Source organism: Stutzerimonas nitrititolerans (assembly GCF_003696285.1).
Taxonomy (GTDB): domain Bacteria; phylum Pseudomonadota; class Gammaproteobacteria; order Pseudomonadales; family Pseudomonadaceae; genus Stutzerimonas; species Stutzerimonas nitrititolerans.
On the sequence record NZ_RFFL01000004.1, the window covers coordinates 70,366 to 91,567 of the forward strand.

17 protein-coding genes and 4 tRNA genes are annotated in these 21,202 nt (G+C 64.1%); 5 read left to right on the plus strand and 16 right to left on the minus strand.

What is annotated here, in order from left to right; genetic code table 11:
• Positions 1 to 53 precede the first annotated feature (53 nt).
• On the minus strand, positions 54 to 809 hold the full coding sequence (gene rlmB / locus EA795_RS05925; protein WP_014853987.1) for a 23S rRNA (guanosine(2251)-2'-O)-methyltransferase RlmB: 756 nt from the start codon (positions 807 to 809) through the stop codon (positions 54 to 56).
• The gene (gene rnr / locus EA795_RS05930; RefSeq protein ID WP_122076122.1) at positions 806 to 3,337 is read right to left on the minus strand and encodes a ribonuclease R; all 2,532 of its coding nucleotides are present in this window, start codon (positions 3,335 to 3,337) and stop codon (positions 806 to 808) included. The genes rlmB and rnr overlap by 4 nt, the downstream gene beginning before the upstream one ends.
• Positions 3,338 to 3,541: 204 nt before the next feature.
• Between rnr and EA795_RS05935 the strand changes: the two genes are divergently transcribed.
• The 4 genes from EA795_RS05935 to EA795_RS05950 all read left to right on the plus strand — a co-directional run bounded on the left by EA795_RS05935 (position 3,542) and on the right by EA795_RS05950 (position 4,198).
• Positions 3,542 to 3,628, plus strand: a tRNA-Leu gene (locus tag EA795_RS05935).
• Between the two features lie 103 nt (positions 3,629 to 3,731).
• Positions 3,732 to 3,818, plus strand: a tRNA-Leu gene (locus EA795_RS05940).
• A gap of 103 nt (positions 3,819 to 3,921) precedes the next feature.
• Positions 3,922 to 4,008: transfer RNA gene (locus tag EA795_RS05945), tRNA-Leu, on the plus strand.
• Between the two features lie 103 nt (positions 4,009 to 4,111).
• A tRNA-Leu gene (locus EA795_RS05950) sits at positions 4,112 to 4,198 on the plus strand.
• A 148-nt stretch (positions 4,199 to 4,346) separates the two neighbouring features.
• Here EA795_RS05950 and EA795_RS05955 read toward each other — a convergent pair.
• The 11 genes from EA795_RS05955 to EA795_RS06005 all read right to left on the minus strand — a co-directional run bounded on the left by EA795_RS05955 (position 4,347) and on the right by EA795_RS06005 (position 17,351).
• Entirely contained in the window at positions 4,347 to 5,642 is a 1,296-nt protein-coding gene (locus EA795_RS05955; protein ID WP_122076124.1) for an adenylosuccinate synthase, read from the minus strand.
• 87 nt (positions 5,643 to 5,729) lie between these two features.
• On the minus strand, positions 5,730 to 6,917 hold the full coding sequence (locus EA795_RS05960) for an ATP phosphoribosyltransferase regulatory subunit (protein ID WP_058076225.1): 1,188 nt from the start codon (positions 6,915 to 6,917) through the stop codon (positions 5,730 to 5,732).
• Between the two features lie 280 nt (positions 6,918 to 7,197).
• Positions 7,198 to 8,070 (minus strand): protease modulator HflC, encoded by an 873-nt coding sequence (gene hflC, locus EA795_RS05965; RefSeq protein ID WP_014853991.1) that lies wholly within the window; start codon positions 8,068 to 8,070, stop codon positions 7,198 to 7,200.
• Complete coding sequence (gene hflK, locus EA795_RS05970) at positions 8,070 to 9,257, minus strand: FtsH protease activity modulator HflK (RefSeq protein ID WP_058076173.1); 1,188 nt, start codon at positions 9,255 to 9,257, stop codon at positions 8,070 to 8,072. Before hflK ends, hflC begins: the two co-directional genes overlap by 1 nt.
• A 97-nt stretch (positions 9,258 to 9,354) precedes the next feature.
• Positions 9,355 to 10,656 carry a ribosome rescue GTPase HflX gene (gene hflX / locus EA795_RS05975; RefSeq protein WP_014853993.1) on the minus strand — a complete coding sequence of 434 codons (1,302 nt, stop codon included), beginning with the start codon at positions 10,654 to 10,656 and terminating at the stop codon, positions 9,355 to 9,357.
• A 12-nt stretch (positions 10,657 to 10,668) separates the two neighbouring features.
• Positions 10,669 to 10,923 (minus strand): RNA chaperone Hfq, encoded by a 255-nt coding sequence (gene hfq / locus EA795_RS05980; RefSeq protein WP_014853994.1) that lies wholly within the window; start codon positions 10,921 to 10,923, stop codon positions 10,669 to 10,671.
• Positions 10,924 to 11,018: 95 nt separating this feature from the next.
• Positions 11,019 to 11,990: a tRNA (adenosine(37)-N6)-dimethylallyltransferase MiaA gene (gene miaA, locus EA795_RS05985; protein ID WP_014853995.1), complete on the minus strand. Its 972-nt coding sequence runs from the start codon at positions 11,988 to 11,990 to the stop codon at positions 11,019 to 11,021.
• 96 nt (positions 11,991 to 12,086) lie between these two features.
• The gene (gene mutL, locus EA795_RS05990; protein ID WP_122076127.1) at positions 12,087 to 13,967 is read right to left on the minus strand and encodes a DNA mismatch repair endonuclease MutL; all 1,881 of its coding nucleotides are present in this window, start codon (positions 13,965 to 13,967) and stop codon (positions 12,087 to 12,089) included.
• Complete coding sequence (locus EA795_RS05995; RefSeq protein WP_014853997.1) at positions 13,964 to 15,370, minus strand: N-acetylmuramoyl-L-alanine amidase; 1,407 nt, start codon at positions 15,368 to 15,370, stop codon at positions 13,964 to 13,966. Before EA795_RS05995 ends, mutL begins: the two co-directional genes overlap by 4 nt.
• A gap of 17 nt (positions 15,371 to 15,387) precedes the next feature.
• Positions 15,388 to 15,858: a tRNA (adenosine(37)-N6)-threonylcarbamoyltransferase complex ATPase subunit type 1 TsaE gene (tsaE, locus tag EA795_RS06000; protein ID WP_058076224.1), complete on the minus strand. Its 471-nt coding sequence runs from the start codon at positions 15,856 to 15,858 to the stop codon at positions 15,388 to 15,390.
• A gap of 2 nt (positions 15,859 to 15,860) precedes the next feature.
• Positions 15,861 to 17,351, minus strand: a complete 1,491-nt coding sequence (locus tag EA795_RS06005) for an NAD(P)H-hydrate dehydratase (protein ID WP_122076129.1) — start codon at positions 17,349 to 17,351, stop codon at positions 15,861 to 15,863.
• Positions 17,352 to 17,420: 69 nt separating this feature from the next.
• On the opposite strand from EA795_RS06005, the gene queG reads away from it, so the two are divergent.
• Positions 17,421 to 18,509 (plus strand): tRNA epoxyqueuosine(34) reductase QueG, encoded by a 1,089-nt coding sequence (queG, locus tag EA795_RS06010; protein WP_014854000.1) that lies wholly within the window; start codon positions 17,421 to 17,423, stop codon positions 18,507 to 18,509.
• Positions 18,510 to 18,661: 152 nt separating this feature from the next.
• On the opposite strand, the gene EA795_RS06015 is transcribed toward queG, so the two are convergent.
• The 3 genes from EA795_RS06015 to mpl all read right to left on the minus strand — a co-directional run bounded on the left by EA795_RS06015 (position 18,662) and on the right by mpl (position 21,078).
• The gene (locus tag EA795_RS06015) at positions 18,662 to 18,958 is read right to left on the minus strand and encodes a YceK/YidQ family lipoprotein (protein ID WP_122076131.1); all 297 of its coding nucleotides are present in this window, start codon (positions 18,956 to 18,958) and stop codon (positions 18,662 to 18,664) included.
• Between the two features lie 24 nt (positions 18,959 to 18,982).
• Positions 18,983 to 19,612, minus strand: coding sequence for a flavin prenyltransferase UbiX (gene ubiX, locus EA795_RS06020; protein ID WP_014854002.1), 630 nt, complete (start codon positions 19,610 to 19,612; stop codon positions 18,983 to 18,985).
• A gap of 116 nt (positions 19,613 to 19,728) precedes the next feature.
• A complete protein-coding gene (gene mpl / locus EA795_RS06025) occupies positions 19,729 to 21,078 on the minus strand; it encodes a UDP-N-acetylmuramate:L-alanyl-gamma-D-glutamyl-meso-diaminopimelate ligase (RefSeq protein WP_122076133.1) in 1,350 nt (449 codons plus the stop codon).
• Positions 21,079 to 21,202 lie beyond the last annotated feature (124 nt).

Here is a 21,202-nt window from a genome sequence, read left to right on the forward strand (position 1 = left end):
CAAACGCGGCATTCACGTTTCAACGGCCTGTACAGGGATGAATCGAGCGAGCCTCAGTTCGGGGACGTGGCCGCCTGGCGCTGACGCAGCGCTTCGAACAGGCAGACGCCGGTGGCGACCGAGACGTTGAGACTGCTGACGCTACCTGCCATCGGCAGGCGCACCAGGAAGTCGCAATGCTCGCGTGTGAGACGCCGCATGCCCTTGCCTTCGGCTCCCATGACCAGCACCGTGGGGCCCGTCAGGTCCTGGGCGTAGATCACCTGCTCGGCCTCGCCTGCGGTACCTACCACCCACAACCCGCGCTGCTGCAGCTTCTCCAGTGAACGCGCCAGATTGGTCACCGCCACCAGCGGGACCACCTCCGCCGCACCGCAGGCCACCTTGCGCACGGTCGCGTTGAGCGTCGCGGCCTTGTCCTTGGGCACGATGACCGCCAGCGCACCCGCGGCATCGGCGGTGCGCAGGCAAGCGCCGAGGTTGTGCGGGTCGGTCACGCCGTCGAGAACCAGCAGCAAGGGCGGCCCCTCGGCACGATCGAGCAGCTCTTCGAGCATGGCCTCCCCCCAGACCTGGCTGGGGCTGACTTCCGCCACGACGCCCTGGTGAACACCCTCGACCCAGGCATCCATCTCGCGGCGCTCGCACTGACCGACACGTACCCTGGCCTGCTCGGCCAACTCCAGCAGAACACGGACACGGGGATCGCCACGCCCCTCGGCCAACCAGACCTGCTTGACACGCTTGGGATGGTGGCGCAGCAACGCCTCGACCGCATGCAGGCCATAGACTCGTTCGAGATCACTCATGACTTGGCCTTACGCTTGCGCGGTGCACCCTCGGCGGCGGGCTTGCCACCGGCCTTGGCATTCGCCTTCGGCTTGCCGGAGTTGCGTTTCGGCTTTCCGGAAGCCGCCGGCTTGCCAGCCTTGGCCTCGGCCAGCAACGCCTTTTTCATCTCGCGGCTCTTGCGCACATCGGCATCCGGCTCCTCGCTTCGCGATGCGGAGCGATCACCCTTGGCCCCTTGCTCGGTCCTGCGCGCACCTGCACGCCCGCCGTCGGCCGGAGCGCCCTTGCCCTGGCTGCCACCGCTGATCAGCTCGAAGTCGATCTTGCGTTCGTCGAGATCGACCCGCATGACCCGCACTTCCACGCTGTCGCCGAGGCGGAAGCTGCGGCCGCTGCGCTCGCCCGAAAGGCGATGATGCAGCGGATCGAAGTGGTAGTAATCGCCGGGCATCGCCGTGACATGCACCAGGCCTTCGACGTAGATGTCGGTCAGCTCGACGAACAGGCCGAACCCGGTGACCGCGGTGATGACACCCGGGAAGGTTTCGCCGACGCGATCCTTCATGAACTCGCACTTGAGCCAGTTGACCACATCCCGCGTGGCCTCGTCGGCGCGCCGCTCGGTCATCGAGCATTGCTCGCCCAACTGCTCCAGCGCCGCCTCGTCATAGGGGTAGATGCGCGCCCTGGGCATGCTGGTCGCCCCTTCGCGACGCACGTGCGGCGTGTCGCGGCGCGAACGGATGACGCTGCGAATGGCACGATGCACCAGCAGGTCCGGATAGCGCCGGATGGGCGAGGTGAAGTGCGCGTAGGCTTCGTAGTTCAGGCCGAAGTGGCCATGGTTGTCGATGCTGTAGACGGCCTGGCTCAGGGAACGCAGCATCACCGTCTGGATCACGTTGAAATCCGGGCGTCCCTGGATCCGCTCCAGCAATGCCTGGTAATCCTTGGGCGTCGGGCCCTCCTTGCCCTTGTGCAGGGTCAGGCCCAGCTCGCCGAGGAAGGCACGCAGCTTTTCCTGGCGTTCCAGCGGCGGCCCGTCGTGCACGCGATACAGCGCCGGAACCTCGTGTTTTTCCAGGAAGGTCGCCGTCGCCACGTTGGCGCAGAGCATGCATTCCTCGATCAGCTTGTGCGCATCGTTGCGCTCGGTGGGCTTGATCTCGGCGATCTTGCGCCCCGAGCCGAAGACGATACGGGTTTCCTGAGTCTCGAAGTCGATCGCGCCACGGGTATGCCGTGCCTTGATCAGCAAGCTGTACAGGGCATGCAGCTGCTTGAGGTGTGGCAGCACCTCGGCGTATTCGCCGATCAGCCGCTTGCCCTCCGCCGATTTCGGCTCGGTGAGCATGCTGTTGACCTTGTTGTAGGTCAGCCGCGCATGGGAATGGATCACCGCCTCGTAGAACTGGTAGTCGGTCATTTTTCCCGACTTGTTCAGGGTGATCTCGCAGACCATCGCCAGGCGATCCACATGGGGATTCAGCGAGCAGAGCCCGTTGGAAAGCTCTTCGGGCAGCATCGGCACGACACGTTCGGGGAAGTAAACCGAGTTGCCGCGCAGCTCGGCCTCCTTGTCTAGCGCCGAGCCGACCTTCACGTAATGCGAGACGTCGGCGATGGCGACATACAGGCGGAAGCCGCCGGCAAAGCGCTTCCAGCCACTGGGCTTCTCGCAATAGACGGCATCGTCGAAGTCACGCGCATCTTCGCCGTCGATGGTGACGAACGGCAGATGACGCAGGTCGACACGCTTCTGCTTGTCCTTCTCCTCCACCTCGGGCTTGAGCCTGGCCGCTTCGCGCAGTACGGCTTCGGGCCAGACGTGCGGGATATCGAAACTGCGCAGCGCCACGTCGATCTCCATCCCCGGCGCCATGTAGTTGCCGATGACCTCGACGATGTCGCCCTGAGGCTGGAAGCGCTGGGTCGGCCAATGGGTGATCTTCACCTCGACGAACTGGCCCGGCTTGGCGTTCATCGACCGCCCCGGCGTGACCAGCACTTCCTGCTGGATCTTGGGGTTGTCGGCCATGACGAAGCCGATACCGCTCTCTTCCTGATAGCGCCCCACGATGCTCTCGTGGGCACGGCTGATCACCTCGACGATCGCGCCTTCCCGACGTCCACGACGATCGAGCCCGGAAACCCGCGCCAGACAGCGGTCGCCGTCGAAGACCAGGCGCATCTGCGCGGGGCTGAGAAAGAGGTCGTCGCTCTTGTCGTCGGGAATGAGGAAACCGAAGCCATCGCGATGGCCGCTGATGCGCCCGCAGACCAGATCCAGCTTGTCCACCGGGGCATAGGTGCCGCGCCGAGTGTAGATCAGCTGGCCGTCGCGCTCCATGGCGCGTAGCCGGCGACGAAGCGCTTCGATGTCTTCATCGGAGATAAGCCCGAACTCTTCGACCAGTTCCTCACGCGACGCCGGGGAGCCACGTTCGTCCAACTGCTGGAGAATCAGCTCGCGGCTGGGAATGGGGTTTTCGTATTTCTGCGCTTCACGCGCGGCCTCGGGATCGAGGGATTGCCAATCGGCCATTAAGAAGTGTCACCTTTGATTCGTGTATAGAGGCAGAACGCCCTATATCTATTGAAGCGCGAAACGCGCTCAGACGGCAGCTTTAGCTCCAATTATTTTTCTGCGCGAGGGCTTTACAAGGCATAACCTCGCCCGTATAGTTCGCGCCCACAATGTCTGGTAGACGTTGTATCACGGAAACGGCCAAGCAACATCGTTTTCAGTGCCCAGGTGGCGGAATTGGTAGACGCACTAGGTTCAGGTCCTAGCGGTGGCAACACCGTGGAAGTTCGAGTCTTCTCCTGGGCACCATTATTCAATGACTTTCCCGCTTCGGCTGGAGATTCATGCAAGACGGAGTTTGTCGGCTCCGACCAGCAATCGACAACAAGTCGGTGAGTGATCATCGCAATGTGCCCAGGTGGCGGAATTGGTAGACGCACTAGGTTCAGGTCCTAGCGGTGGCAACACCGTGGAAGTTCGAGTCTTCTCCTGGGCACCACTCTTCAATGACTTTCCCGCTTCGGCTGGAGATTCATGCAAGACGGAGTTTGTCGGCTCCGACCAGCAATCGACAACAAGTCGGTGAGTGATCATCGCAATGTGCCCAGGTGGCGGAATTGGTAGACGCACTAGGTTCAGGTCCTAGCGGTGGCAACACCGTGGAAGTTCGAGTCTTCTCCTGGGCACCACTCTTCAATGACTTTCCCGCTTCGGCTGGAGATTCATGCAAGACGGAGTTTGTCGGCTCCGACCAGCAATCGACAACAAGTCGGTGAGTGATCATCGCAATGTGCCCAGGTGGCGGAATTGGTAGACGCACTAGGTTCAGGTCCTAGCGGTGGCAACACCGTGGAAGTTCGAGTCTTCTCCTGGGCACCACTCTTCAGAAAAAACCGAGCCCCTGGCTCGGTTTTTTCGTTTCTGCACCACGCCTTTCCTCATCAACACACATCTCACGCGCCAACCCGCATCGCGAGCGGAAAGCAAAAGGCCGCCCGAAGGCGGCCTCTGCTCGAGCCATGCCGACTCAGGCGTACGGATGGCGCAGCACTATGGTCTCGTTGCGATCCGGCCCCGTGGAGATGATGTCCACCGGCGCCTCGATCAGCGCTTCGATACGTTTGATGTAGGCGCGAGCATTGGCCGGCAGCTCGTCCAGGCTCTTGGCGCCGACGGTCGACTCGCTCCAGCCCGGCATCTCTTCGTATACAGGCTGCAGACCATCGTAGCTGTCGGCATCGGTCGGCGCATCGACCAGCACCTCGCCATTGCGATCCTTGTAGGCGACGCAGATGCGGATGGTTTCCAGGCCATCGAGCACATCCAGCTTGGTCAGGCAGATACCGGAGATGCTGTTGATCTCGATGGCGCGACGCAGGATCACCGCATCGAACCAGCCACAACGGCGCGCACGCCCGGTGGTGGAGCCGAATTCATGACCGCGCTCGGCCAGGCGTGCACCGATATCGTCGAACAGCTCGGTAGGGAACGGACCAGAGCCCACACGGGTGGTATAGGCCTTGGTGATACCGAGGATGTAGTCCAGGTACAGCGGACCGAACCCCGAACCCGTGGCGGTGCCGCCAGCGGTGGTGCTGGAGCTGGTCACGTAGGGATAGGTGCCATGATCGATGTCCAGCAGTGAACCCTGCGCACCTTCGAACATGATGCAGGCGTCCTGCTTGCGCAGCTCGTGCAGGCGAGCCGTGACGTCGGCCACCATCGGCCGGAGAATCTCGGCATAGCCCAGCGCCTCGTCGAGGGTCTTCTGGAAATCCACCGGTTCGACCTTGTAGAAATTCTGCAGAACGAAGTTGTGATACTCCAGCAGCTCGCGCAGCTTGACCGCGAAACGCTCGGGATTGAACAGGTCGCCGATGCGCAGGCCGCGACGCGCCACCTTGTCTTCGTAGGCCGGGCCGATGCCACGCCCCGTGGTGCCGATCTTGCCTTCCGAGCGCGACGCTTCGCGGGCCTGATCCAGGGCCACGTGATACGGCAGGATCAGCGTGCACGAAGGGCTGATGCGCAGGCGCTCGCGCACCGGCACGCCCTTCTCTTCCAGTTTGGTGATCTCGCGCAGCAGCGCATCGGGTGCGACCACGACGCCATTGCCGATCAGGCACTGCACGTTTTCACGCAGGATGCCGGACGGAATCAGATGCAGGACGGTTTTCTCGCCGTCGATGACCAGCGTATGCCCTGCGTTGTGGCCACCCTGGTAACGCACTACCGCAGCCGCCTGGTCGGTCAGCAGATCGACGATCTTGCCCTTGCCCTCATCACCCCACTGGGTGCCCAGGACCACGACATTCTTACCCATAACCCTTTGTCCTCGTTGGCGAAGCATGCCGGCCACAACAACCGGCTAAATATCGGAACCAGCCCAGCGCTACGTGCGCGGCTGCCATCAGGACGCCAGTGGCGCCACCGTCCAGGTCTCGTCTTGCAATATCAGCTGACGATCGCAGCCAGCCGTTGCCGCGGTCTCGCCATTCTGTCCATCCAGCGCCTGCACCACGCGCTCACCTTCCCGGCGCAAGCGACTGATCTGCTGCCAAAGCGCCGCATCGTCGCCATATGGCGCCCAGATGCCGCTCAGCCTGCTGTCCAGCTCGGCCTTGCCCAGGCTCACCAGCGTCTTCAGGTCGGTAGAGAAGCCGGTAGCCGGACGGGCGCGCCCGAAGTCGGCACCGATGTCATCGTAGCGGCCACCCTGCGCGATGGATTGACCAACGCCCGGCACGAACACAGCGAACACCACCCCGGTGTGGTAGTGATAGCCGCGCAGCTCGCCCAGGTCGAAGTAAAGCGGCAGGTCTGGATAACGGAGAGCCAACTGATCGGCGATGCGGATCAGCGCCTCCAGCGCCTCGGTCACCGGCGCCGGCGCCTTGGCCAGCACCTGACGCGCCGCATCGAGGGTTTCGCGCCCGCCGCACAGGCGCGCAAGCGCCTGCAACATGGCGGCCAGCGAGGGCTCGACAGCGGCCGTCAGCTCGGCGATCTCATCCATCGCCTTGCGCTGCATGGCATCGAACAGGCGCTGCTCCGCCTCGCCGGAAAGGCCCGCCGCTCGCGCCAGGCCACGATAGATGCCGACGTGCCCCAGATCCATGTGCACATCCGGCACCATCGCCAATTCGAGCATTTCCAGCATCAGGCTGATGACTTCGATATCGCTGGAGGTGCTGCTGTCGCCGTAGAGCTCGGCGCCCAGCTGGATGGGGCTGCGCGAAGTGGCCAGCGCCCGCGGCTTGGCATGCAGGACACTGCCGGCATAGCACAGGCGACTCGGTCCCTCGCGGCGCAATGTGTGCGCATCGACGCGGGCCACCTGCGGCGTGATATCGGCACGCAGTCCCATCTGCCGACCGGATAGCGGGTCGATCACCTTGAAGGTTTTCAGATCCAGGTCCTGCCCCGATCCACTCAACAGCGATTCGAGAAATTCCACGTGCGGGGTGATGACCAGCTCGTAGCCCCAGCGCTGGAACAGGTCCAGCACTCGGCGTCGTGCCGTTTCGATACGCGCCGCCTCGGGCGGCAGCACCTCTTCGATGCCATCTGGCAGGAGCCAGCGGTCTACCGTTGCCATTTCGCCATCACCTCTCGATACGGCAAGCCTAGTCAAGCAGACGAAACCGAGCTACAGCCTGGGCCGGCCATCGGTCGCGTGCGATTGTATGTTTTCGAACCATGGCGCCAGGGCCACGCCCTTTTCAGGGAATCAGCATGGCCAGCCATGCCGGGAGTCAGCCAGCGCACCCACAGGAACGCAGACGTAAAAAAGCCGGGAGTTTCCCGGCTGGCGGATCATAGCAATGTTTTGCCAACGGGTCACCCGACGGGCGTTGTCGCCCGCCGGGTGGGTGCCGTCACTGCGCCGTGGAGGACTCCAGATAGCGGAAGAAATCGCTCTTGGGGTCCAGCACCAGCACATCTTCCTTGTTGGCGAAGCTCTCGCGGTATGCCTGCAGGCTGCGGTGGAAGGCGTAGAACTCCTGGTCCTGCCCATAGGCCGCCGCGTAGATCGCCGCCGCCTGCGCATCGCCGTCACCGCGCAGCTCTTCGGCCTCGCGGAAGGCCTCTGCCAGCAACACCCGACGCTGGCGATCGGCGTCGGCACGAATACCTTCGGCCAGTTCCTTACCCTTGGCGCGATGCTCGCGGGCTTCACGCTCACGCTCGGAGCTCATCCGCTCGAACACGCTGCGGTTCACCTCACGCGGCAGGTCGATACCCTTGACGCGCACGTCCACCACCTCGATGCCCAGCTCCTGCTGCGCCGCACGATTGAGGGTGTTGGTGACCTGCGCCATCAGCTCGTCTCGCTGCCCCGACACCGACTCGTGCAGGGTGCGCTTGCCGAACTGGTCGCGCAGTGCGGCCTCGAGGCGCCGCGCCAGGCGTTCATCGGCAATCTGCTTCATGCCCGAAGTCGCGGTATAGAAACGCTCGGCATCATCCACGCGCCACTTGGCATAGGAATCGACCATCAGCGCCTTCTTCTCCAGCGTCAGGAAGCGCGACGTGGTGCTGTCCAGCGTCATAAGGCGCGCATCGAACTTGCGCACGCTGTTCACGTAGGGGATTTTCATGTGCAGGCCAGGCTTCACATCCGGCTCGACGATACGGCCGAAGCGCAACATCACGGCGCGCTCGGTTTGCGAGACGATGTAGAAGCTGTTCCACAGCACGATCGCCAGCACGACGCCTACGATAAGGGCCGTCAGGGACTTGTTGCTCATCAGCGGCTCTCCCTAGTACGTACTTCACGCGGATCCAGCTCTGGCGGCAGGCGAGTGCTCTGCACTGCAGCGCCAGCCGGCGCAGAGGCCGAAGAGGAAGCCGATCCGCCATTGCCGCGACTGTTGATCATCTTGTCCAGGGGCAGATAGAGCAGGTTGTTCTGCCCACTCTCGCCGGTCACCAGGACCTTGCTGGTGCTGCTCATCATTTCCTGCATGGTTTCCAAGTACAGACGCTGGCGGGTAACGTCCGGCGCCTTGCGGTACTCGGCCACCAGCTTGCTGAAGCGATCCGCCTCACCCTGAGCGCGGGAAATCACCGCCTCACGGTAACCGGCAGCCTCTTCGAGCATCCGCTGCGCCTGACCGCGCGCCTCAGGGATCACACCGTTGGCATAGGATTCGGCCTGGTTTTTCTCGCGCTGCTCGTCTTCACGCGCACGAATCACGTCGTCGAATGCTTCCTGCACTTCACGCGGCGCCGCCGCACTCTGCAGGTTGACCTGGGTGACGATGATGCCGGTGCCGTAGTTGTCGAGGAAGCGCTGCAGGCGTTCCTTGACTTCGCCAGCCATGGCCTCACGACCTTCGGTCAGCACCTGGTCCATCGCGGTCGAACCGACCACATGGCGCACGGCACTGTCGGTGGCATGCTGCAGGCTGACTTCCGGCTGATCGACGTTGAGCACGAAGGACTGCAGGTTGCTGATCTTGTACTGGACGGTCAGCGGCACCTCGATGATGTTTTCATCCTCGGTGAGCATCTGCCCCTGCTTGGAGTAGGAGCGCTCGCGCGTGACGTTCGCCTGGAACTTGCGATCGATCGGCGGGAAGTAGATGTTCAGGCCCGGCCCAACCGTCTCGTGATACTTGCCGAAGCGCAGCACCACGGCCTGCTCCTGCTCGTCGACGATGTACACCGCATTGAACAGCCAGACCGCCAGCAGTACCACCAGACCGATCCAGAGCAATCCCAGACCGCCGCGTCGGCCGCTGCCGCCACCGCTGGAGCCATTGCCACGCTTCTTGTTGCCGCCAAACATGCCGTTGAGGCTTTCCTGCAACTTGCGGAAGGCCTCATCGAGGTCCGGCGGCCCTTTCTGATCGCCGCCACCGCGTCGACCACCACCGCCACTACCCCAGGGATCCTGGTTATTCGAGTTGCCACCCGGCTCATTCCAAGCCATAGCGCTCTCCATTCAAAAAAAGCTAAAGACGCGCCATGCGCACGCCCGCCAATGCTACCGAAAGCCCGATGCGAGCGGCCAACTGCCGCCTCGGGCATTATTGCAAAGTGTGTTGTTCAAAGAATTCTGCCGGCTGGAAGCCTTCCCGGCTGATCAATCGGTGCAACTCTACCCGCTGCAGGCGAACCTGAAGAAGGCTACCGCCCTCCTCGTCATGCGCTTCGGACTGTACCGCACCCAGGCCGAACAGCTGCGCGCGCATTCTCGCGAGTCGCTGCGGCAGCCTCAGGGTGCCGATGAACAGATCGTCGCCCAGCAGCTCGGCGACGGCCTGTCGCAACAGATCGAGCCCGAGGCCCTGCTGCGCCGAAACCCACACCCGCCGCGGAACGCCATCGGCATCGCGCTGGATCTGCGGCTCGATGCCTTCCATCAGGTCGACCTTGTTGTACACCTCGAGCAGCGGTACTTCCTCGGCGCCAATCTCGCCGAGTACCGCCAGTACCTGTTCGATCTGCTCGTCACGTTCGGGCTCGTGGGCATCGATGACGTGCAGCAGCAGGTCGGCGTTGCTCGACTCTTCGAGCGTCGCCCGAAAGGACTCGACCAGCTTGTGCGGCAGATGGCGAATGAAGCCCACGGTATCGGCCAGGACCACCGGCCCGAGATCGTCCAGTTCGAGACGCCGCAGGGTCGGGTCCAGGGTCGCGAACAACTGGTTGGCGGCATAGACCTCCGCCCGGGTCAGCGCATTGAACAGCGTGGACTTGCCCGCGTTGGTGTAGCCCACCAGGGACACCAGGGGCACATCCGCGCGACGTCGCCCGCGCCTCGCCTGCTCGCGCTGGCCGCGAACCTTCTCCAGGCGCTGCTTGATCTGGCGGATGCGAATGCGCAACAGGCGACGGTCGGTTTCCAGCTGGGTTTCACCCGGCCCACGCAGGCCGATACCGCCTTTCTGGCGCTCCAGGTGGGTCCAGCCGCGCACCAGACGCGTGCTCATGTGTTCCAGCTGAGCCAGTTCGACCTGCAGCTTGCCTTCATGGGTGCGGGCGCGCTGCGCGAAGATATCAAGAATCAGACCGGTTCGATCGAGCACGCGGCATTCGAGCGCACGCTCGAGGTTGCGCTCCTGACTGGGTGTCAGGGTGTGGTTGAAAATGACCAGCTCGACCTCGTCGTCCTTGACGAGATCATGCAGCTCTTCGACCTTGCCGCTGCCGATCAGATACTTGGCAGAAGGCTGATGCCGAGCCACGTTGACGAAGCCAACGGTCTCGGCTCCGGCCGAACGCGCCAGCTCCCGAAATTCCTGGGGATCTTCACGCGCCGAGGGATCCTGGCCATCCAGGTGCACCAGGATGGCCCGTTCACCACCGCCGGGACGTTCGAAGAACAAAGACGGCTCCCTTTAGTCGTTGCCCGACTCGGACTGCTCGCTATCCCCGGCAACGGGCAGGCGTACGGGACGACCCGGTACGACAGTGGAAATCGCATGCTTGTACACCATCTGGCTGACGGTGTTCTTCAGAAGAATGACGAACTGGTCGAAGGATTCGATCTGGCCCTGCAGCTTGATGCCGTTGACCAGATAGATGGAAACCGGGACGCGTTCCTTACGCAGTGTGTTGAGGTAAGGGTCTTGTAGCGAATGCCCTTTTGACATGTGCCGCACTCCTTAGAGGATCAATTTTTTCGTTAGTTTTTAGAATCAAAGCCGCCCGATCCACTGTTCTGAGAATAGACGGTCAATCTGTCATGTCAGCCCAATATGGAGAGCGATTGCAGGTATTTCAATGCTCGCGGCAGATTGTCGCAGGCCGAACTCTCCAGCCAATGCGTATGACCCCAGCTTCGCAACCAGGTGAACTGCCGTTTGGCCAACTGTCGGGTCGCGATGATGCCACGCTGAATCATTTCATCCCTGGAAAGCTGACCGTCCAGATATTCCCAGACCTGGCGATACCCCACTGCCCTCATCGAGGGCAACCCAAGATGCAGGTCACCACGTTCACGCAGCCTTTCGACCTCTTCGACGAACCCCTGTTCGATCATCTGGACGAAACGCTGCTCGATGCGCTGGTGCAACAGGTACCGTTGAGCGGGAGCGATCGTTAGCTGGGCAACAGTATAAGGCAAGACACCCTCGCCCGTAGCGCCATCTCCGGCTTTTTGCGACCTTTGTCTGGCGCGGTGTTCGCTCATGGTCATGCCGCTGACTCGAAAAACCTCCAGCGCACGCACCAACCGCTGCGGATCGTTGGGATGGATGCGCGCCGCCGACTCCGGATCGATTTCGGCGAGCTCACGATGCAACGCCTGCAAACCCTCGGCAGCGACTTGCTCTTCCAGTGCCGCACGCACCTGGGCATCGGCAGCGGGCATGTCGGCCAGCCCATCGCGCAGCGCCTTGAAGTACAACATGGTGCCGCCGACCAGCAGCGGAATGCGTCCGGCCGCCGTGATTTCAGCCATCGCCGCCAGCGCATCGGCGCTGAATTCGGCAGCCGAATAGCTTTGCGCCGGGTCGAGGATATCCACCAGGCGATGGGGAAAGGCCTCCAGCAGTTGCGCCGAGGGCTTGGCGGTGCCGATATCCATCTCGCGATAGACCAGGGCGGAATCGACGCTGACCAGCTCGCAGGGCAGCGCCCGAGCCAGTTCGAGCGCGAGATCGGTCTTGCCCGAGGCCGTGGGGCCCATGAGGAAGATGGCGGGAGGCAACTGAGGCATCTGAAGGAATCCAGAAAAGCAGGAGGCTTAACAAAAAGGCATGCGAGCCGCGACTGCTCCCAGCCTCGGACGCCAGCACCTTTATCGTTTCGTGGCTTATCGACCGCGCAGAAACAGCTTGTCCAGATCCGCCATCCCCAACTGGGTCCATGTCGGACGGCCGTGGTTGCACTGGCCGCTGCGTTCGGTCTGCTCCATGTCGCGCAACAGGCCATTCATTTCCGGCAGGGTCAGGCGGCGATTGGCGCGAACGGCACCGTGGCAGGCCATGGTCGCCAGCAACTCGTTGAGATGCGCCTGGATGCGGTCGCTGGTGCCGTATTCCAGCAGATCGGCCAGGACATCGCCGACCAGCCGCGTCGCCTCCGCCTGCTTGAGCAACGAGGGAATCTGGCGGATCGCCAGGCTTTCCGGCCCCAGCCGCTGCAGCTCGAAACCGAGCATCTGGAACCACTGCGCATGCTCCTCGGCACAATCGGCCTCGCGCTGACTGAGGGAAATCGTCTCCGGCACCAGCAACGGCTGCCCCCGCAGGCCTTCGCTGGCCATGGCCGTCTTGAGGCGCTCATAGGTAATCCGCTCGTGCGCGGCGTGCATGTCCACCAGCACCATGCCCTGGGCATTTTCCGCGAGGATGTAGACCCCCTTGAGCTGCGCCAGCGCATAACCCAGCGGCGGCACGTCTTCATGAGACTCCGGCAACGAGGCCACGCCGGCCTGGGGCAACGGCGCGAAGAACTCGCGATAGGCACCCTGGGCTTCGGCGGTATGGCTACCCGTCGGCGTTGGTCGCGGCGCCTGGTAACCGGGACCCGGGCCGCGCCAGGGCTGCGTTTCGGTTTGCGGTTGCTCAAGCACGCTGGCCGACAGGCTCATCTCGTTCTGCCCGGCGAACTCGCCTGCTGCCAGGCCACTGACCTGGGTCATCGACGTCACACTCGCGGGCGCCGCCAGCTGATCCTCCGGCCGCACATCGCCAAGCGCACGATGCAGGGTGCCGTAGAGGAAATCGTGGACCATGCGATTGTCGCGAAAACGCACCTCATGCTTGGTCGGATGCACGTTCACATCCACCACGGCCGGATCGACATCGAGGAACAGCACGAACGTCGGGTGACGACCGTTGAACAGCACATCGCGGTATGCCTGGCGCACAGCATGGGCCACCAGCTTGTCGCGCACCATGCGCCCGTTGACGTAGAAATACTGCAGGTCCGCCTGGCTGCGCGAGAAGGTCGGCAGGCCGACCCAGCCCCACAACCGCAAGCCGCTGCGCTCCACCTCGATCGGCAACGCCTGCTCGAGAAAGGCCGAGCCGCATACCGCTGCGACCCGCCGCGCCCGAGCGGCGTCGTCGCCGACCGCATGGAGGGCGAGCACCGCCTTGCCGTTGTGGCGCAGATGAAAGCCGACATCGAAGCGCGCCAGCGCCAGACGCTTGATGACTTCCTGCAGATGGTCGAATTCGGTCTTCTCGCTGCGCAGGAACTTGCGCCGCGCCGGAGTATTGAAGAACAGGTCGCGCACTTCCACCGAAGTACCAACCGGATGCGCCGCCGGCTGCACCCGCGCCTCCATGTCGCGGCCCTCGGTTTCCACCTGCCAAGCCTCGGCCGCCTCGGCGGTGCGCGAGGTCAGGGTCAGGCGCGACACCGAACTGATCGAGGCCAGCGCTTCGCCGCGGAACCCCAGGCTCATCACTCGTTCCAGGTCTTCCAGGTCGCGAATCTTGCTGGTGGCGTGACGCGCGAGCGCCAGCGGCAGGTCTTCCGCCGATATGCCCGAGCCATCGTCGCGTACCCGCAGCAGTTTCACGCCACCCTGCTCGACTTCCACATCGATGCGGCGGGCACCCGAGTCCAGGCTGTTCTCGAGCAACTCCTTGATCACCGAAGCCGGCCGCTCGACCACTTCCCCCGCCGCGATCTGGTTCGCCAGCCGCGGATTCAGCAGCTGGATACGCGCCGTCCCGGTCATGGCTGGGACGCCAGCGTGGTAGCGGGAATCTGCAAGGTCTGGCCAACCTTGATTACGTCGCCCTTGAGCTTGTTGGCGGTGCGCAGCGAGCCGAGGCTGACCTGGTAGCGCTGGGCCAGCAGCGCCAGGCTCTCGCCGGAACGCACCACGTGCTCGCGCGGGCCGCTGGCGATCTTGCCCGAATCACGCAGCCAGGCGACGTAGGTGCCAGGCGGTGGATTTTCATGGAAGAACTGCCGCACGCCCGTATGAATCGAACGTGCCAGCGCCTGCTGATGCGCGGACGTCTGCAGCTTGCGCGCTTCGGAAGGGTTGGTGATGAATCCCGTCTCGACCAGGATCGACGGAATATCCGGCGATTTCAGTACCATGAATCCGGCCTGCTCGACCCGGCTCTTGTGCAGTCGGGTGATGCCGCCCATCTTGCTCAGCACCTTTTGCCCCACGTTCAGGCTGGACGCCAGGGATGCCGTCATGGACAAGTCGAGCAGCACTCCCGCGAGCATCTGGTCTTCACCGAGACTGACACTGCCGGCACCGCCGATCAGGTCGGAGCGGTTCTCGCTGTCCGCCAGCCAGCGCGCGGTTTCCGAGGTAGCCCCCCGATCCGACAGGGCGAACACCGAGGCGCCATAGGCCGACGAGCGCGGCGCGGCATCGGCATGAATGGAGACGAACAGATCGGCACCCTTCTGACGGGCGATCTCGGTGCGTTTGCGCAGCGGAATGAAGTAATCGCCCGTGCGTACCAGCTCGGCGCGGAAGCCCTTCTCGGCGTTGATCTGGCGTTGCAGCTCCTTGGAAATCTGCAATACCACGTTCTTTTCATAGACCTTGCCCGGGCCTATGGCTCCCGGATCCTCGCCGCCGTGCCCGGCATCGATGGCGATCACGATGTCGCGCTTGCTGCTGGGCAACGGTGGCAGCTTGATCGCCGGCAGGGTGGGCGACACGGGCGTCGCCGGGGTTTGCGGCGTGGTGGTGACCGGCAGCTTGGCCGGGCTGTCGGCATCCTGGTCGAACAGGTCGACCACCAGGCGATGCCCGTACTGCTGGTTCGGCGGCAGGGTGAAGCTCTTTGGCGAGACCTGGGCTTTCAGGTCGATGACCAGGCGCAGGGTATTGTTGTCGAACTTGCCGGAACGCAGGCCGGAGATCGGGGTGTTTTCCAGTGCCAGCTGCTCGAAGGGCTTGCTCGCGTTGCCGCCCTCGACATCGATCACGATGCGATTCGGTGCGGTCAGGGTGAACACCTTGTGTTCCACCGGTCCCGACAGGTCGAAGACCAGCCGGGTGTTGTCCGGCGCGCGCCAGAGCCGCACGCTCTGGACCTCGGAGGCCGCCAGCACCTGAAACGCCGCGAACATCAATGCCAAACCACTAACCAGTGCGCGTATGCGCATACCCAACCTCATGTTATTCATTGATTACCGACGGTCAGGACAGAACACCAGGCTTCGCCGCGCTCGCTTCGCGGCGTCAAACACAATGCACGGCCGGCGTCACGGGGTGTAATGGTAATGTCCAGGTCGGCCTTTGGCAAAATGCCCGCACCGCGCTCCGGCCACTCTACCAGGCACAGCGCATCCCCTTCGAAGTAGTCGCGAATACCCAGGAATTCAAGCTCCTCGGGATCCACCAGCCGATAAAGATCGAAATGAAAGACCCGCACGGCGCCTATCTCATAGGGCTCGACCAGGGTGAAGGTGGGACTCTTGACCTTGCCCTCATGCCCGAAGCCCCGGATCAACCCGCGCGACAAGGTCGTTTTCCCCGCGCCGAGATCGCCATGCAGATAAAGGGTGCCCTTGCCGCCGGTCGCCTCGGCGATCCTGGCCCCCAACGCCAGCATTGCCGACTCGTCGCCAGCGAACAATGTCAATTCAGGCATAGTCAATTCAGGCATGGCGAATGCTCCTCCAGCAACAGGCGAATTTCGACAAACAGATCGCTGGCAGCCAACCCGCGGCCTTGACGCCCCAGGCGCTCGCCCGCCCGCGCATGCAGCCAGACCGCCAGCGCGGCGGCCTCGAACGGCGCCAGGCCCTGGGCCAGCAAGGCGCCGGCCACACCCGCCAGCACATCGCCCAGGCCCGCGCTGGCCATGGCTGGATGGCCGCGGTCGCACAACGCCAACCGGCCATCGGGCGAGGCGACCAGCGTGCCTGCGCCCTTGAGCAGCGCCGTGCAGTCATAGCGCGTCGCCAGCGCGCGGACCGCCCCCGGACGGTCCGCCTGGATCTGCGCCACGCTGGTCTTCAGCAACCGCGCCGCCTCGCCGGGGTGCGGCGTGATCAGGCACTCGCCCGGCAACGCGACGGCACCTGTCGCCAGCAGATTCAGCGCATCGGCATCCCATACCTGCGGCACCTGACGCTGCGCCGCCAGCGACAGCAAACTGCGCCCCCACGGCGCCTGACCAAGGCCGGGGCCAACCACCAGCACGTCGGCACGCTCGACGAGTGTCGTCAGCCCATAGGTGGATTCGACGCCATGGCACATGATCTCCGGCTGGCGCACCAGCGAGGCCGTGACATGCTGCGGGCGTGTTGCCAGGCTCACCATGCCGGCACCGCAACGCAACGCTGCCTCGGCACTCAGCAGCGCGGCGCCGCCAGTGCCCAGGTCACCGCCTATCACCAACACCTGGCCGAAGCTGCCCTTGTGCGCGGTGGGTGAACGCGGCGCCAGGCGCGGCAGTGTCGATTCGCATAGCCGCAGCCCCTCTGGATGCGTCTGCACGAGAACCTCCACTGAGGCCTGAAGATCGTCGAAGACCAGCGCACCGACCCGATCCGGGCCTTCTCCGGTGAACAGGCCCAGCTTGAGCCCGATGAAGCTGACGCTCAGATCGGCGCGCACCGCACAACCAAGAATCCGCCCGGTATCGGCGCACAGTCCCGACGGCAGGTCCACCGCCAGCACCGGCAGGCCACTGGCGTTCATCGCGGTGATCGCCGACGCGTAGGGCTCGCGCACCTCGCCGGCAATACCGGTGCCCAGCAGCGCGTCCACCAGCACGCCTTGCAACAGCGCATCGGCATGCCAGGCCTCGATGGCGACTCCGGCCTGCCGTGCCTCGCCGAGCGCCAGCGCCGCATCGCCCTGCAACTCCTGCGGATCGCCTACCGCCAGCACCCTCACCTGCCAGCCGGCACGCTGCGCCAGCGCCGCAATCAGGTAACCGTCACCGGCGTTGTTGCCGCGCCCGGTCAGCACCGTCAGCACGCCAGCCTCCGGCCAGCGTCGGCGCAGCGCGCGCCAGGCCGCATGGGCCGCGCGCTGCATCAACTCGAAGCCGGGCGTGCCGGCGGCGATCAGACGTGCATCGATCTCGCGCACCTGGGCGGCGGTAAAGAGGGCAGCGGGCAAGGTATCGGTCATCGGCGCAAGGATCATCGGCTGGAATATCTGGCAGAATTATACGCACCCGCCCACTAGATCGTCCCTTCGATGTCCAGTTCCGCCCTAGATCCCGCCGCCCTCGCCCAGTCCATCAAGGAGTGGGGGCGTGAGCTCGGCTTTCAGCAGGTAGGCATCACCGGCGTCGACCTGGCCGAGCACGAAGCGCATCTGCAACGCTGGCTGGAGCAAGGCTACCAGGGCGAGATGGACTACATGGCCGCCCACGGCAACAAGCGTTCACGGCCCGACGAGCTGGTACCCGGCACCCTGCGGGTGATCTCCCTGCGCATGGACTACCTGCCCGGCGACACACGCATGAACCAGCGCCTGGCCCAGCCGGAGAAGGCCTACGTCTCGCGCTATGCGCTGGGCCGCGATTATCACAAGCTGATCCGCAAGCGCATCCAGCAACTGGCCGAGCGCATTCAGCAAGTGGTCGGCCCCTTCGGTTTCCGCGCCTTCGTCGACAGCGCGCCGGTGCTGGAGAAGGCCGCCGCGCAGCAGGCCGGGCTCGGCTGGATCGGCAAGAACACCCTGCTGCTCAACCGCAAGGCCGGCAGCTGGTTCTTCCTCGGCGAGCTGTTCGTCGACATCGCCCTGCCCGTCGACGAGCCGATCACACGCGACCACTGCGGCAGTTGCCACGCCTGCCTGGACATCTGCCCCACGGAAGCCTTCGTCGGCGAACGGATACTGGATGCGCGGCGCTGCATTTCCTACCTGACCATCGAGCTGAAAGGCCCGATCCCGGTCGAGCTGCGCGGCAAGATCGGCAACCGCGTGTTCGGCTGCGACGATTGCCAGATCGTCTGCCCCTGGAACCGCTTCGCCAAACCCACCGAACAGACCGATTTCCATCCCCGCCACAGCCTGGACAATGCCGAGCTGGCGGAGCTGTTCCGCTGGACCGAGGACGAATTTCTCAGCCGGACCGAAGGCTCGCCGTTACGCCGCGCCGGTTACGAGCGCTGGCTGCGCAACCTGGCGGTGGGGCTGGGTAACGCGCCGTCGAGCATTCCGGTGCTGGAAGCCCTGCAGGCGCGCCGTGACGATTCTTCTGAGCTGGTGCGTGAGCATGTGCAATGGGCGCTTACGCAACATGCTGAACGGGCCAACAGCCTGGAAGATCGACCGTAGGGCCGAACTTGTTCGGCCACTGGGTGGCCGATGGGGCCGATGGCCGAATGAATTCAGCCCTACAGAGCGGCTTACTCGTCGCTGACGAAATGGTGCTGCGGAATGGCCCTGGCGCAGCATGCTGAACGCGCCACCAACTGAAAACCGCCTATTTACAAGCCGCCGCGAACGCCCAGCCCGACTCCCAGCTCAGCAGCCACCGCGAACGGCAACAGCAGCGTGTCGAGCACCAGACTGGCCGGCAGGTCGAGGGCGACGTATTTCGGCGCCGCAGCACCGAAGCGGTCCTGCGCACAGCAGCCGCCATTGAGGCTGTACCAGTCGAGGCGGGTACCGGAATAGATGATCGGCGCGCCGGGCTTGGCCGCATCGAGGGTGCGAACGGTGGCGCAGCCGGGTAGCAGCAGGATGGCGACCAGCGCCGTGCCAAGGGCAACACCGCGCTTCATGGCCCCTCCTCTGCTCGGCTGCTCTCACTCGTCACTGACGAAATGGTGTTCGCCCCAGCGCGGCAGCATGTCCTGCGGAATCTGCAGCAGATTGAGGATGCGTGCGACGACGAAATCCACCAGGTCGTCGAGGGTCTGTGGCTGATGATAGAAGCCTGGCGAAGCCGGCAGGATCACCGCGCCCAGATTCGACAGCTTGAGCATGTTTTCCAGGTGGATGCTCGAATAGGGTGCCTCGCGCGGCACCAGGATCAGTTGGCGGCGCTCCTTCAGCGTCACATCCGCCGCACGCTCGATCAAGTTGTTGCAGGCACCGGTGGCAATCGCCGACAGGGTGCCGGTGGAACAGGGCACCACCACCATGGCGGTCGGCGCGCCAGAGCCGGAAGCCGGCGGCGCCATCCAGTCCTCCTTGGCGAACACGCGGATCTGCCCGGCCGCGGCACCGGTGTACTCGCTGAGAAAAGCCTGCATCGCCTGCGGCTTGGCCGGCAGCACCACATCGGTCTCGGTGGCCATCACCAGTTGCGCGGCCTTGGAGATGAGGAAGTGCACCTCGCGATCCTCCTGAACCAGGCAGTCGAGCAGGCGCAAGCCGTATTGCGCGCCGGAGGCGCCGGTCATGGCCAGGGTGATGCGTTCCGGTCCGCTCATGCAGCCTCCAGTTTCTTTCCAATCCCACGCGTGGAAATGCCTTCGGCGATTTCCACCCTACCCATCCACGGTCATCGTAGGGTGGAAAACCGCGAAGCGTTTTCCACCATGGGCGGTCAGCGCAACGCCTCCGCCAGCTTGCCATGCAGCCCGCCGAAGCCACCGTTGCTCATGATCACCACCTGGGTGCCGGGCGCGACCTGGGCCTTGACCCGCTCGATGATGGCCTCCAGCGAATCGCAGACCACCGCCGGCACCGGGCAATTGGCCGCGGTGCCGGCCAGGTCCCAGCCCAGGTTCGGCGGCGCGTACCAGACCACCTGATCGGCCTGGCGCACCGACTCGGGCAGGCCGTCGCGATGCGCGCCGAGCTTCATCGAATTGGAACGCGGCTCGATCACGGCGATGATCGGCGCATCGCCGACGCGCTTGCGCAGGCCATCCAGGGTGGTGGCGATGGCGGTCGGATGGTGAGCGAAGTCATCGTAGATCGTCACGCCGTCGATCTCGGCGACCTTCTCCATGCGCCGCTTGACGCTGCGGAATTCGCTCAACGCCTCGGCACCCTGCTTCGGCAATACGCCGACGTGGCGTGCTGCCGCCAGGGTTGCCAAGGCATTGGCAACGTTGTGCCGGCCGGTCAGTTCCCAGTCGACGACACCCTGTACCTCCCCTTGGAAGATCACTTCGAAACGCGAGCCGTCCTCGCTGAGCAGCCTGGCCTGCCAGTCGCCCCCTTCGCCAGTGGTCTGCACCGACGACCAGCACCCCATGCCCAGCACGCGCTCGATGGCCTCCTCTGTGGTCGGGTGGATGACCAGCCCCTCGCCGGGAATGGTTCGCACCAGGTGATGGAATTGCCGCTCGATCGCTTCCAGATCGGGAAAGATATCCGCGTGATCGTATTCCAGATTATTCAGGATGGCGGTACGCGGACGGTAATGGACGAACTTGCTGCGCTTGTCGAAAAAGGCGCTGTCGTATTCGTCCGCCTCGACCACGAAGAACGGCGTGCCGCCCAGCCGCGCGGAGATGCCGAAGTTCTGCGGCACACCACCGATCAGAAAGCCCGGGCTCATGCCGGCGTGCTCCAGCACCCAGGCCAGCATGCTGCTGGTGGTGGTCTTGCCGTGGGTGCCCGCCGCGGCCAGTACCCAACGGCCCTGCAGCACGTGGTCGGCCAGCCACTGCGGGCCGCTGACATAGGGCAGGCCTTTGTTCAGCACGTATTCCACCGCAGGGTTGCCACGCGACAGCGCGTTGCCGATCACCACCAGATCCGGCGCCGGATCGAGCTGGCTCGGCTCATAGCCCTGGGTCAGCTGGATGCCCTGGGCTTCCAGCTGGGTACTCATGGGCGGATAGACATTGGCGTCGGAGCCGGTGACGCGATGGCCCAGTTCTTTCGCGAGAACGGCCAGCGAACCCATGAAGGTGCCGCAGATGCCGAGAATGTGAATATGCATGAATGACCTCGAAGAACACCGCGCTCGAACCCCGTCGCAGAAAGGCTCAGGCGTGAAGATTGCGCAGCAGATTAGCACGAGAACCAAGGGGCCAGCCGCGATCGGCTCCGGAGTATTCCGCGTG

Excerpts from the sequence above, each read along its gene's own strand:
- rlmB (WP_014853987.1), bottom strand. The coding sequence starts at position 809 with ATGAGTGATCTCGAACGAGTCTATGGCCTGCATGCGGTCGAGGCGTTG.
- rnr (WP_122076122.1), bottom strand. The coding sequence starts at position 3,337 with ATGGCCGATTGGCAATCCCTCGATCCCGAGGCCGCGCGTGAAGCGCAG.
- EA795_RS05955 (WP_122076124.1), bottom strand. The coding sequence starts at position 5,642 with ATGGGTAAGAATGTCGTGGTCCTGGGCACCCAGTGGGGTGATGAGGGC.
- EA795_RS05960 (WP_058076225.1), bottom strand. The coding sequence starts at position 6,917 with ATGGCAACGGTAGACCGCTGGCTCCTGCCAGATGGCATCGAAGAGGTG.
- hflC (WP_014853991.1), bottom strand. The coding sequence starts at position 8,070 with ATGAGCAACAAGTCCCTGACGGCCCTTATCGTAGGCGTCGTGCTGGCG.
- hflK (WP_058076173.1), bottom strand. The coding sequence starts at position 9,257 with ATGGCTTGGAATGAGCCGGGTGGCAACTCGAATAACCAGGATCCCTGG.
- hfq (WP_014853994.1), bottom strand. The coding sequence starts at position 10,923 with ATGTCAAAAGGGCATTCGCTACAAGACCCTTACCTCAACACACTGCGT.
- miaA (WP_014853995.1), bottom strand. The coding sequence starts at position 11,990 with ATGCCTCAGTTGCCTCCCGCCATCTTCCTCATGGGCCCCACGGCCTCG.
- mutL (WP_122076127.1), bottom strand. The coding sequence starts at position 13,967 with ATGACCGGGACGGCGCGTATCCAGCTGCTGAATCCGCGGCTGGCGAAC.
- EA795_RS05995 (WP_014853997.1), bottom strand. The coding sequence starts at position 15,370 with ATGCGCATACGCGCACTGGTTAGTGGTTTGGCATTGATGTTCGCGGCG.
- tsaE (WP_058076224.1), bottom strand. The coding sequence starts at position 15,858 with ATGCCTGAATTGACATTGTTCGCTGGCGACGAGTCGGCAATGCTGGCG.
- EA795_RS06005 (WP_122076129.1), bottom strand. The coding sequence starts at position 17,351 with ATGACCGATACCTTGCCCGCTGCCCTCTTTACCGCCGCCCAGGTGCGC.
- queG (WP_014854000.1), top strand. The coding sequence starts at position 17,421 with ATGTCCAGTTCCGCCCTAGATCCCGCCGCCCTCGCCCAGTCCATCAAG.
- EA795_RS06015 (WP_122076131.1), bottom strand. The coding sequence starts at position 18,958 with ATGAAGCGCGGTGTTGCCCTTGGCACGGCGCTGGTCGCCATCCTGCTG.
- ubiX (WP_014854002.1), bottom strand. The coding sequence starts at position 19,612 with ATGAGCGGACCGGAACGCATCACCCTGGCCATGACCGGCGCCTCCGGC.
- mpl (WP_122076133.1), bottom strand. The coding sequence starts at position 21,078 with ATGCATATTCACATTCTCGGCATCTGCGGCACCTTCATGGGTTCGCTG.